General features: G+C 33.9%; 12 protein-coding genes. 11 read left to right on the top strand and 1 reads right to left on the bottom strand.

Annotated features, from left to right (window positions below):
- Window positions 1-55 precede the first annotated feature (55 nt).
- The 3 genes from AC3WJF_RS12690 (at window position 56) to AC3WJF_RS12680 (ending at window position 3,662) form a co-directional block, all read left to right on the top strand.
- Window positions 56-1,009 (top strand): 2-hydroxyacid dehydrogenase family protein, encoded by a 954-nt coding sequence (locus tag AC3WJF_RS12690; RefSeq protein ID WP_492452702.1) that lies wholly within the window; start codon window positions 56-58, stop codon window positions 1,007-1,009.
- Window positions 1,010-1,741: 732 nt separating this feature from the next.
- Entirely contained in the window at window positions 1,742-2,626 is an 885-nt protein-coding gene (locus AC3WJF_RS12685) for a YitT family protein (RefSeq protein WP_492452700.1), read from the top strand.
- A 343-nt stretch (window positions 2,627-2,969) separates the two neighbouring features.
- Complete coding sequence (locus tag AC3WJF_RS12680; RefSeq protein ID WP_492452698.1) at window positions 2,970-3,662, top strand: ABC transporter ATP-binding protein; 693 nt, start codon at window positions 2,970-2,972, stop codon at window positions 3,660-3,662.
- 553 nt (window positions 3,663-4,215) lie between these two features.
- Here the strand turns inward: AC3WJF_RS12680 and AC3WJF_RS12675 are convergent.
- Entirely contained in the window at window positions 4,216-5,151 is a 936-nt protein-coding gene (locus AC3WJF_RS12675; RefSeq protein ID WP_492452696.1) for an MBL fold metallo-hydrolase, read from the bottom strand.
- A 112-nt stretch (window positions 5,152-5,263) separates the two neighbouring features.
- Here AC3WJF_RS12675 and AC3WJF_RS12670 point away from each other — a divergent pair, with 112 nt between their 5' ends.
- The 8 genes from AC3WJF_RS12670 to AC3WJF_RS12635 all read left to right on the top strand — a co-directional run bounded on the left by AC3WJF_RS12670 (window position 5,264) and on the right by AC3WJF_RS12635 (window position 12,709).
- Window positions 5,264-6,340, top strand: coding sequence for an ArsR/SmtB family transcription factor (locus AC3WJF_RS12670; protein ID WP_492452694.1), 1,077 nt, complete (start codon window positions 5,264-5,266; stop codon window positions 6,338-6,340).
- A gap of 319 nt (window positions 6,341-6,659) precedes the next feature.
- A complete protein-coding gene (gene catA / locus AC3WJF_RS12665) occupies window positions 6,660-7,313 on the top strand; it encodes a type A chloramphenicol O-acetyltransferase (protein ID WP_492452692.1) in 654 nt (217 codons plus the stop codon).
- Window positions 7,314-7,476: 163 nt separating this feature from the next.
- Window positions 7,477-8,313 carry a DUF2935 domain-containing protein gene (locus AC3WJF_RS12660; RefSeq protein ID WP_492452690.1) on the top strand — a complete coding sequence of 279 codons (837 nt, stop codon included), beginning with the start codon at window positions 7,477-7,479 and terminating at the stop codon, window positions 8,311-8,313.
- 259 nt (window positions 8,314-8,572) lie between these two features.
- Window positions 8,573-8,839 (top strand): CD3324 family protein, encoded by a 267-nt coding sequence (locus AC3WJF_RS12655; protein WP_492452688.1) that lies wholly within the window; start codon window positions 8,573-8,575, stop codon window positions 8,837-8,839.
- 105 nt (window positions 8,840-8,944) lie between these two features.
- Window positions 8,945-9,583, top strand: a complete 639-nt coding sequence (locus AC3WJF_RS12650) for a FusB/FusC family EF-G-binding protein (protein WP_492452686.1) — start codon at window positions 8,945-8,947, stop codon at window positions 9,581-9,583.
- A 412-nt stretch (window positions 9,584-9,995) separates the two neighbouring features.
- Window positions 9,996-10,808 carry a DeoR/GlpR family DNA-binding transcription regulator gene (locus AC3WJF_RS12645; protein WP_492452684.1) on the top strand — a complete coding sequence of 271 codons (813 nt, stop codon included), beginning with the start codon at window positions 9,996-9,998 and terminating at the stop codon, window positions 10,806-10,808.
- The gene (gene murA / locus AC3WJF_RS12640; protein WP_492452682.1) at window positions 10,795-12,102 is read left to right on the top strand and encodes a UDP-N-acetylglucosamine 1-carboxyvinyltransferase; all 1,308 of its coding nucleotides are present in this window, start codon (window positions 10,795-10,797) and stop codon (window positions 12,100-12,102) included. Before AC3WJF_RS12645 ends, murA begins: the two co-directional genes overlap by 14 nt.
- Window positions 12,092-12,709 carry an NUDIX hydrolase gene (locus AC3WJF_RS12635; RefSeq protein WP_492452763.1) on the top strand — a complete coding sequence of 206 codons (618 nt, stop codon included), beginning with the start codon at window positions 12,092-12,094 and terminating at the stop codon, window positions 12,707-12,709. The genes murA and AC3WJF_RS12635 overlap by 11 nt, the downstream gene beginning before the upstream one ends.
- Window positions 12,710-12,729 lie beyond the last annotated feature (20 nt).

Genomic DNA, 12,729 nt, shown 5'->3' with positions numbered 1-12,729 from the left:
TAGTTAAAAAATACCGCATTTTTTTGCGGTTTTTTTAATGAGAAAAGGGTGGAACATGGTGAAAATTTATATATCAGGGGAAATACCGAAAATCGGATATGATTTATTAAAAGAACATGAAGTTGAAATTTACAAAGGAACGGAGCTTATAACGCAAGAAGAATTAGGAGAAAAAATAGTGTATGCAGATGCACTTCTTTGTCCGCTATCCACTCCTGTTACAAGAACTGTCCTTGAAAAAGCAAAAAACTTAAAAATCATTGCAAACTTTGGAGCTGGATTTAATAATATTGATGTTCCATATGCAAAAGAAAACAATATTGTGGTTACAAATGCACCAGGAGTATCGACAGAGGCAACAGCGGAATTGACACTAGGCATTATCTTAGCTGTTACGAGAAGAATACCAGAAGGAGATCAACTTTGCCGGACTGTAGGTTTTAATGGCTGGGCACCACTTTTCTTTCTTGGAAGGGAATTATCACATAAAACTTTAGGAATTATTGGACTTGGAAGTATTGGACAAGCTGTTGCGAAAAGAGCAAAAGCTTTCGGAATGAATATTATTTATACATCACCAAGGAGCAAAAGTCGTGAAATAGAAGACGTATGTGATGCAACTTATGTTTCGTTGGATGAACTGCTTCACCAATCTGACATTGTTTCAATCCATGTACCATATAATGCATCCACACATCACTTAATTACGTTAAGCCAATTGGAAAAGATGAAAAAGGATTCATTTCTTGTAAATGTTTCACGCGGAGCTGTTGTTAAAGAATGTGATCTTGTTGCCGCTTTGCAAAATAAAATAATTGCAGGTGCAGCACTTGACGTTTTTGAATTTGAACCGTCCATTACAGAGGAACTAAAGCAAATGCAGAATGTTGTTCTGACTCCTCATATCGGAAATGCAACGATTGAAGCTCGAAATGCGATGGCAGAATTAACAGCGAAAAATATCATACAAGTGTTAAATGGTGAAAAGCCACTGACACCAGTGTTTTAAGAGATTGTTATTTTTGCTAGATGTGATTGGTTAAAGGACTGTTTATATAGAATAGTTGTCAAAACTGTCCTTTAGAGGTGTTCAAAAGGACAGTTCTTGAAAATAATGAGAGAAGATGTCCTTTAGAGGAGTTCAAAAGGACAGTTTCGGAAAAAAAGAGAGAAAATGTCCTTTAGAAGCAGTCAAAAGGACAGTTTGGATAAAAACAAGAGATTGAGATTAACGAAAAAGAAATAATGATCATTGAAGGGTTGCACCACAGTCTAATACTAGATGATTTACCGCACACTCTGCGTACCAATGCGGTTTTTGTACACCTAGACTTATTGTAAACAGTCAAGTGCTTCTCAAGTAAATAAAGAGACTATTGATGACTGGATGAAATCCAATATATGCCGAATTACCGGTTATAAAGAAGTTCAAGCGGCGATTCAAACGCTTATTAGTCAATATAGAAAATCTTTAAATGAAAGATTCCCATTGTAAGAACCCTTTTCCATTCATATGGAAAAGGCTTTATTTTTTTATGTTTGTGGATTTTTTGTTATAATTTTAATAAATAAGAATGGCTCTTATCGTATACTTTGATGTATTAAGTATTAAAATTATACAGTAAATACTATCTTTATAAATGAAACATACATAAGTTGATCAGATAACAGTTTGTATATGAATGTAATTTAAACAACAAATTATACGAAAAAAGCCAAATCATTAGAGGGAGTAGTGTAAATGACAAATAGTGAATTATCGAAGTATACACACAAAAGATTGAAAAAAAGAAAGGTTTTGCAACGTGGTATCGCCATTCTAATTGGCGGAATTATTGCAGCAATTGGATTAGAAATTTTCCTAGTTCCAAATAGTGTTATTGATGGCGGAATAACAGGGATTTCTATTATGTTAGCCCATATAACAGGAATACCTCTTGGTGTATTTTTATTCATTTTAAATCTCCCCTTCATTTTTATCGGCCGCAAACAAATTGGAAAAACGTTCGCAATTTCCACTTTATTCGGAATCGCAGTATTATCATTTTTTACAGCTTTATTTACACCAGTACCTGCTTTTACGCAAGATATCTTATTAGCTACCATATTTGGCGGGTTGGTTATTGGTACTGGAGTAGGAATCGTTATTCGTTTTGGTGGTGCTATGGATGGAACAGAAATACTTGCTATCCTTGTGAACAAAAAGCTACCATTTTCGGTTGGAGAAATCATCATGTTCGTCAATGTATTCATATTAGCAATTGCTGGATTTGTTTTTGACTGGAATCGGGCTATGTATTCCATCATCGCCTATATTATTGCTACGAAAACAATTGATGTCGTCGTTCAAGGTCTGGACCAATCGAAACAAGTTTGGATTATTAGCGATAATTATAAGGAAATTGGTGACGCCATCTTGGCGAGATTAGGAAGAGGGGTTACATATTTAAAAGGCGAAGGTGCCTTTACAGAAGATGAGAAACAAGTGATATTTTGTATCATCAACCGTTTGGAAGAAGCGAAATTAAAAACGATTGTGGAGGATTTTGATGATAAAGCATTCTTGGCATTTGGAGATATTGCCGATGTGCGCGGAGGGAATTTTAAAAAGAAGGATATTCACTAAAGGGAATATACAATAATAATCTACAAGCTTTACTTCATGATGGAGTAGAGCTTTTTTGTGTTAAAAATAGATTTTCAATTGATCTTCTTGAACAGGTGAAATTAGCTCCTCAAATTTCTACAAGTCTTAGATATGCCGAATAACAACAAAGTGGAAGAAGATCGTCCAATTTTTATCTAGCAGGATGTAATGGGTAGCTTATGATAGTTTTATAAGTATATCCCCAAATATTGGTAATAGCATTATTACAAACATCTCTGTAACATATTTACAATATTTATTGATTTGTGTAATATTATGAATATATTGATAATTAAAATTTATAGAGATAGAGGGGTCTAATATGTCATCAAAAATAGAATGTCTTGATGTTGGAAAATCTTATGCAGGTGACGGTATAACGACAAATGCTGTCCAAAATATTAATTTAAACTTTACAAAAGGGGAGTTTACCTCGATTGTTGGGCCATCTGGATCAGGCAAGTCAACATTACTTAGTTTACTAGGAACTCTTGATTCTCCTACATCTGGGAAGATTTTGTATGATGGGGAAGATATTATGGTGAAAAATAAAAAAAGTATCGCAGATTTTCGTTTTGAAAATATAGGATTTATTTTTCAACAATTTCACCTCTTACCTACTTTAACTGCCCTTGAAAACGTCCTCTCACCATTATTTGCACGAAAAGTTTCCTATAACAAAGTGGAACGCGCAAAAGAAGTATTGGCACAGGTTGGCCTTGCTGATAAAGAAAACTCTTTACCTTCTCAGCTTTCGGGTGGACAGCAACAGCGAATTGCTATTGCTCGCGCTATTGTTCACAAACCAGATTGGCTTCTTGCTGATGAACCTACTGGAAATCTTGATTCAGAAACAGGAGATAGAATCTTCGAATTGATTCAAGAGCTTAATCAACAGGAAGGTTGTGGAGTATTTTTCGTAACCCATGACCCAAAGCTTGCTGCAAAGGCAAATCGAATGATTACGATGAAGGATGGAACTGTTTTATTTGATAAGCATGGGGAGCGTGTGTGATACATTAGTAGAAAGGTCTGTCCTAGTAATATCGAAAATAGCGTTATCGTAGCCCTAATTTGGGTTTTAACTTGGTTAGCGGATTTGGTTGGTTATGAGTGAACAGGAAGCTTGGTAGATAGACTCAGCAATTATGATTCTTAAGAAGTAAATCACATGTGTTAAATAAACGGTAACTCCTAACAAGGCAGGTTTAACAAGATATTAAAAATCAGAAAAAGTCAGGAATGGAAAATATGACAAAAACGCGAATTATAAATCTTATTGGTTGGGCGTTTATAATTTTCCTAACAATAGGGAAATTATTCTTTTCAAAACAATTTTCATTGATAACTGCTGGTTTAGGTGGATTTATTTGTTTCATTATTGGTTTGTTTTTAGTTTTGTATAAGTTTAAACCAAGAAAATAGCATTAATTAATATTATTGGGAAAGTATTAGGATATAAAAATTAATTTTTAAGATTGTCTAGTTATAAAAAAAAGGTACAAAAACGTATGAAGGATTATAGACTTCATACGTTTATTACGAATTTTTTATAAAAAATTTGCGTATCAATTAGACTCCATAGATAAAAAACGATCTTTCAGTATTTTTACACTCTGTTTATAGCTATCCGGAGAAGACCACATTTGATATTTAGCAGGTATATTTATGGCGTCTAAATTAATTATTTCAGTTGCAACTTCACGTATTTTATTAAAATAATCTATTAACTGAATAATATTGTGCATTGTTCCGACTGGTCCATGTCCAGGAATGGCAATATCAATATCTAGGCTTGTAATTTTGTTTAAAATATGAACCCATTTATCAGGATTAGATTCCTCAAATAGTGATGGATGTGTATCAACAAATAATAAATCCCCCATGAAAATCACTTTATCGTCGGGAAGATAAAGCATTGCATCACAGAAGGAATGTCCCCCACCTAATGTAAATAGTTTTGCACATCTTTTGGTTCCATGAAAAGTGATTTTCTCTTTGAAAGTTTGCTGCGGCAGAACTAGCTCTAAAGTTGGCAATGAAAATTCGATTTCTTTTAAGAAGCTAATTTGATTCGCTAACTGAATGTCATCATCTGAAGAGTTTTGTTCTATTAATGAAATAATATATTGTGAAAGACCATCAATATCCTTTTTTTGCTTTGAAATTCTTTCAGGTTGAAACTCTTTCATTTTTTCAAATGTTGTATGGCTGGAAAAAATACGGCTATCTTTGAACACTTGATTACCACGAATATGATCTCCATGCCAATGACTATTGATCACACATGTAATAGGTTGGCCGGTTATCTTTCTTGCAATTTGCTTTAATTCCTCCGCAGCTTGTTGTGTGTTAAAAGTGTCAAATACAATTGTTTGATCTCCTAAATCAATAAAACCTGCATTGCCTACAGCCCCTCCTCCGTCCTTTGCTATCGCTGTGTAAATGCCATCTTTTACTTCTTCAAGCGTAAAATGTTTACTGGAGAATTCCATTTTCATCATTGATTCACCCTCTTAAATTTTCATTTGTTTAGTATATGAACCTATTATATGATGTTGGTAATAATCAAAACTACTTATTGAGTAATAAGTAAATCAGTTCGAGGTGTTTACGATGTCCTTTACTTTACGTTTTTCAAATTTTTCAGCGGAGCAAATTGCTTTTGGATATTCCGCTGCTCATGAAACACTTCTAGCTCTTCATGTGTTTGTCGATTGCAAGCACCATCCTTTACATATTCCGTGGGTATTGAATGCACGGAAAAAGGTCAATTCAGCTCTGAAAGAAGAAATTGAATTGTTTAGTATTTTTTACAAGAGACCCATTGTTACATTTTGGGACAATCAAGGCGATACTTCTTTTACTACATTTGAACGTGAACTTGATCAATTCGTCCGTAAACCGATTGACTTTTATTCTAGAACAGTAATTGGAATTATTATGAACGATAAAGTAGCGAATGAATTTAATATTTCAAATTCTGAACAAGCTTTCTTTGAAATCGCCATGAAAAAGTATCCTGAATCCGAAAATGTGATAAATGAGTTTTTGGATCATCCAGAGAAAAGCCGAAAGCGTTTTATTAAAATGCTAGATGAATTTTGGAACGTCTGTATGAAGGATGAATGGCCAAGGATAGAAGAACTCTTTGTAAAAGACATATCTTTAAGGGGACGGACATTATTAAAGGATGGACCATTGCAATTGTTATCAACCCTTTCTCCGGAAATCGATGTTTATTCAAGTGAAAATAAAGCAGTAATAAGAAGAATAACCAAAGATGTCATTTATTTCGATGAAACAGACGAATTATTTTTAACCCCTACGTATTTTGCTTGGCCACATTTATTTGTAAAACGTAATAAACCAATAGGTATTAATTATTCGATAATGGAAAATCAGCTTGAAGCAGCAATGCCAATTCCTCCTGAGGACCTCATAAAATTTTTGCGGGCAGTTGGTGATTTCACCAGACTGCAAATTTTGAAATATTTAGCAGGGAAACCACGTTCCACTAGTGAGTTAGCTGGATTAATTGGAGTGACAGAGGGGGCAATCTCCAAACATTTAAAACAACTTAGGGATGCAGGGGTAATAACGACTAAACGTGATAGCTATTATGTTTTCTATCAATTATTGGAACAGCCATTTAGAGACTTTCCACATGGTTTAATGCAATTTCTTAGATAAAATTAAAGGATAATGTTCAGTTTTAATAGAATGAAAAGATTAATAATGCTTAAATTTCCAAAGCCAGATATAAATCAATTTATTTGAACATATGAGTTAAGTATATTTGCTGTAAGCTATATTGAAAGTAGAATTGCTAAACGACTAACTTATCTAGTGAACGATACATGGTTGATGACAAGAAGAAAATTTCATGAGATAGGTAGATAAATATACGGTGTTACCAATAAAGAATTATTTAAGAAAGGGTGAGATAAATGGTGAAAGCAGATAAATTAGCCTCTTAAAATCATATATTAATTTTAGGAGGTATTAAAAAATGAAATTTCATACAATTGATCGAAAGAACTGGGATAGACAGCTCTATTTTGATCATTATTTACATCAAAAATGCAATTATAGTATTTCAGCAAATATTGACATTACGATATTACTGGAACAGCTGCGTAATAAAGGGTTAAAGCTATATCCTGCTTTTATTTACATGATAAGTAAAACAGTCAATTCTTACAAAGAATTTCGAACTTGTTTTAACGAATATGGTGTTTTGGGTTATTGGGATCAAATGGTTCCGAGTTATACCATTTTTCATCAGGATAGCAAAACATTCTCAAGCATTTGGACTAACTTTAACGATAAATTTTCTACTTTTTATAAAAATTATCAAATTGATATTGATTATTACGGTGATTTAAAAGGACTTGAAACAAAGGAGAACACCCCTGAAAATACATTCTATATTTCGAGTATACCTTGGGTAAGTTTTACAGGTTTCAATTTAAATATTCATCATGATAATGATTATTTATTGCCCATCATTACTGGAGGAAAATATTTTTATCAGGAAGACAAAATATGGTTACCAGTTTCTCTGCAATTGCATCATGCTGTTTGTGATGGATATCATGCTGGTGTATTTGTTAAAGAGCTGCAACAGTTAACCTTTCAATGTCAAGAATGGCTCCATAATTAATTGTTTCTTTATACTGCAATAAGAAAGCCCGTTATCTTATGATACGGGCTTTTCTTCATTATTTTTCCTATTATCCTTTCAGTTATGTGAGATTGTTTAATATCAATCATTTCTTACTTCTTGTTATCGTATTTTATATAAATGGCAAAGGAGGGATAAGGGTGTGACTAAAAAGTTGATATCTATTTGGGAGGAGCATTTTTTTTGGCTAGAGGTTTTGCAGGATCACGCTTTTTTTGTAAGGGATCATCTATCCGTGAGCGAGGTTGAATATGTGCAAACGGCACAACAGTATATTCAATTATTTGGAAATTTACTTGGGATGTTAAAAAATATTCCTAAAACACGTAACTCTGCAGATGAATTAATGATTGAGTTCTCGAAGCAATCTTGGCAAGTCTCTAGAGGATATTTTGAATTTGAAGGAAGGCTTCAATCTCTTAGAATCGATAATAATGTTAATTTAAATTTATCCCCAACGTATTTAAACGGAACATTGGCTGAGAATCAGGAATACTTACGTATTTTAAATTACTTAGTCCAAGGAGTGGAGCCTGAACCGCTTTCTTTAGTAAACCTTATGGATTTATGGTTAGAAGACCAATTAAGTCATGCAGTTTTATTTAGAAATTTAGTCGATCCAATAGAAGTTATTCCAATAAAGGTAATAGAAGGATATATAAGTAAATATCAAGTATTCATTGTTCAAAATCACCATCTAAAAGGCTATTTAAGATTTAAAGAACCTGGATTTGCATGGCAACAAGAATTTGGGCATGAGGTTGGGCAAACAACCTTGGATATGTGTCGATATATATACAATATAGTTACAAAGTATAAGGAAAATAAAATTTTAAATAAAACAACTTTGAGATTTTTAGAACATCATTTTCCGGAAACTTGCTATTTCATTAAAAAGTTAAGCTTTTTTGATCCAAGTATTCAGGAACATGCAAGTCAATGTTCGCTTAGAAGACCAACATACTTATCTAGCAAATAAGGATACTTGTGAATAAATGGTAACTAAACATAGCAATTAAGATTAATTATAAGTATAATAATAATGTAACTAAAATTAGTGGTAACAAAGGAGGTATATAAATGGCAAATACAATCTTGTTGCCTAATACTTCAGCTACTCATGCAAAGCCTATAATGGAAAAGGCGATTCTTTGCATGGGGCAAAACAAATAATTTTCGCCATTTTTATAAAGGCTTTGCACCTTATTTGCTACAAATTAAATAAGGGGCTGGCTAAATTGAAATATGTAAAAGCAAGTACGGTTTTACCGGAGAAGCTTATTATGGAAATTCAAAAATATATACAGGGAGAAACGATATATATCCCAACAACGGAATCTACCCGAAAAAAATGGGGAACTAAATCCGGTGGTAGAAAAATCATCGATAAGAGGAATGATGAGATTAAAGCCGCATTTGGTTATGGAAAGTCTGTTCAAGATTTGGCAGATGAATATTTTCTCTCGGTTGAAACAATTAAAAAAATCGTATACTCAAAGCGCTGAGGTCCTCAGCGCTTTTTTATGTAAAAAATTTTTTCAATCATTCTCTACATATATATTATCAACCTGATCGCTTAAAGTAAAAGGAGTAGTTAGGAGGTATATAAGATGGAACCATTTATTCGAGTAGATCAGTATCATTATATAAAAGCACAAACACAAATTCTGTTAAATGGGCATAAAAGTGTAAACGACATGCATGTGCTGAGTGCTCTTAAATCATTGTCATTAGATAAAGTGTCCGATCTTTTTTCCGATATAAACATTGAACAAAAACAGCTCATACAATCCATCATCGAAGTGGTTGACACCGCTTATGCGGAACTATATTTGGATAACTTAAAGCCCTACGTCATACCATTTAAAAAAGTAACCGACCAAACGCTGAAAAAATTATTTCCTAAAGCTAAAAAGTTAAAGTTGCCGTCATTGAAGGATATTGACTTCCAGGAATTAACGTATCTTGGATGGGATGATAAAGGTACTAATAAAAAATTTATGATTGCTCCACACCATGATAAACTTATCGGGCTACATGGAAATTTTACTCCAACATCTAAAAAAGGAGTTTGTATGCTTTGCAATCGCCATTCGCAAGTAGGCTTATTTATGTCAGAAACAAAGGGTGCTGTTCAAGGAACTTATATCAGAAGAGGCAATTATATTTGTCAAGATAGTATGAAATGTAATGAAAATCTAATATCATTATCAAAATTAGAGGATTTTATAACGTTACTGAAAGGATAGGTACTATGCAATCTGTAAAAGCAGATTGCATTTTTTTTTTAAAAGGAACGAATAATTGAAACTAAATGATTTTGTTTTCGTAATATTAATTAAAGACCAAATGGAGTACAATATTTTGGTTGAAATTGATAGAGTTGTAGTAGATGATCATATATTCCTATTTGTTACGGAAAATTTTTCTATTTCATAAATAAAATTATGAATAATGAATAAGTCGTGATTCCTTTGTATGAGGAATCGATTTTTTGTGTAGAAAATTTACATAAAGTTGTTCGATATGCAAAATTAGGAATGATGACGAAGAATAATGAACAAAAACGAAAAATAATGCAATATTGAATTGACAATAATGAATCAAACAGAATAAGATAAAATTAATAATTGCTTCTTTATAGACAGAAAGGAAGTTAATATGTTAGCAGAGGAACGGAGAAAAAAGATATTAGAGATAATTCAAAAGGAAGGTCGCATCATTGCCAAAGATCTTGCTGAGATGTTTGAGATATCGATTGATACTATCCGAAGAGATCTCACCATTATGGAAGAACAAGGCTTACTTCAAAAAACATATGGTGGTGCGATTGAAAATACCCCAATTCCAAAGGTCCGTACACTGCCACAACCGGAATCAACTAGGTACGGTACGGGATCGCCTCATCAAAATGCAATTTCGAAATTTGCTGCTTCATTTATTAAGATTCATGATACGATTTTTATTGGTGGAGCAGGAATTCAATTTGGAATGTTAAAATATCTCCCATCTAATTTTCCGTTTACTGTTATAACAAACTCCATAAAAATTGCTGAATTTATTAGGAAACAAGAAAATATAACCTCCTACTTAATAGGTGGGAAGTTAAGAGATGAATCAGCTGGAAGCATGATTGATACATTAGCAATTGAAATGATACGTAAATTTACGTTGGATATAAGTTTTTTAACAGGTGGTGGCATCGACTCTGATGGCATCAGTATGTCGACGCCAGAAGGAGCTTCCTTTATTCGTGCGGTTTCGGAAGCTTCACGTAAAAATATTTGCTTAGCTCCGCATGAAAAGTTGGGGCACAGAATGTTTGTCACGTCTGTTCCCATAGAATCAATGGATTTATTGATTACGGATCAAGGTGCTCCGGATATACCCATTCAAGAAATGAAAAGGAAACATATAGAGATTGTTTTTGCCGATGAAAAAGAAACGGAGAGTGTAGATAATGAAATGGCTTAAAATAGAACAAACACCACAATTGCAGGGAAGTGTAAAAATACCAGGATCCAAAAATAGCTCTCTAGCTTTGCTTGCTGCAGCTTGCATAGCTGATGAACCAGTTAAATTAATAGGGATTCCGAATATAGGGGATTATCGAGTGATTTGTGAGATAGGTGAAGAAATGGGACTTGAAATATATCGAGATTCATTAGATGCCGTTCATATCAAGTCAGATAGAATGGTACATACATGCTTAGATCCCAAAAAGTCATCTGACTTCAGGACGGCGTATTATTTTATTGGTGCATTACTTTCCAAATTCGGAAAAGTCTCACTTGGCTATCCAGGCGGGGATAATTTTGTCAGCAGGCCAATTGATCAACATGTAAAGGCATTAGAAAAAATGGGTGCGAAATTTACTTTTCATGAGGATTATTATGAAGTGGAAGCAGCAGAATTAACAGGTAGCACCATCTATTTCGACACTATTACGTCCGGGGCAACCATCAACAGCATGTTAGCAGCTGTTCGCGCAAAAGGGACTACAACATTATTAAACTCGGCACGTGATCCAGAGGTAGTGGATACAGCAATGCTTCTAAATGAAATGGGAGCAAAAATTAGCGGTGCCGGAACAGATACCATTCGTATTACTGGGGTCTCTCATTTAAATGGCTGTACACATACGGTTATACCGGATCGTTTGATTGCTGGAGCTTTTTTAATTTCTGCTGGAATTGCGGGTGGAACTGTTACAGTACAAGATGTTGTTCCAGAACACTTAAAGACTTGTATGTCGAAATTACAAGAGATTGGTTTTGAATTCATGGTTGACGGTAATTCTGTTACTTCATATTCAAATGGAAACATTCAATCTACTAGAATTCGAACAGCTATGTATCCTGGATTTCCAACTGATATCCAGCAGCCAATGACTGCTCTGCTCACACAAGCAAGTGGGAAGAGTATCGTAAGTGAAAAAATATATCCTAATCGTTTTAATCATGTTCCTCAATTAGTAAGGATGGGAGCAGATATTAAAGTACGTTCAGGTGTTGCCTTTATAAAAGGAAAAACTTCTTTAAAAGGCTCTGTGGTTCACGCATCTGATATTCGGGCAGGAATCTGTTTGATTCTTGCAGGTTTGGCGGCAGAAGGTCAGACAACCATAACTGGTGTACATCATATAGAACGCGGGTACGAAAATGTAGTAGAAGCCTTTCAATCACTAGGTGCAAGGATTGCTTTACAGGATTCCAACATTTCACATAATGATGTCGAGAAATACGGTGGTGTTTATCATTCAATATAAGTGGCTGGATTGGGCACAAAGATTACAGGCAATTTCTCAAGCAGGTCTAACCTATTCTACCAATGAATTTGATAAAGAACGATATGAAGAATTAAGTAATATCAGTGCTGAAATATTAGAAAAGTATACAGATCATGAGATGGAGAAAGTTAAGGAAATATTTTTAAATGAAACAGGTTACCCTACACCGAAAGTAGATGTGCGTGGAGTTGTGTTTCATGATAATAAAATCCTGATGGTTAGGGAAAAGATCGATGATAAATGGGCTTTGCCAGGAGGATTTTGTGAAGTAGGGTTATCAGCTAAAGAAAATATTGTAAAAGAAATTAAGGAAGAAGCAGGCTATAACGTTATACCCACCAAATTACTTGCATTGTTTGATATGAGAAAACATGGGCATCCGCCCCTGGGATTTCATTATTATAAAATTTTTATTCAGTGTGAAATTATTGGCGGCAAGGCGAAAACCGGCATTGAGACCAAGGATATTCGCTTTTTCAATGAGGACAATTTTCCAGAACTTTCTGTGGCAAGAAATACAAAGTCTCAAATCAAAATGATGTTTGAGTATTTGAGAAATCCGAATAAGGAAACAATAATGGATTAATTTCAATCCCGCTTCTTCAA

Source organism: Heyndrickxia sp. FW510-T9 (genome assembly GCF_058781025.1).
This window is presented reverse-complemented; position numbering and strand designations above follow the sequence as displayed.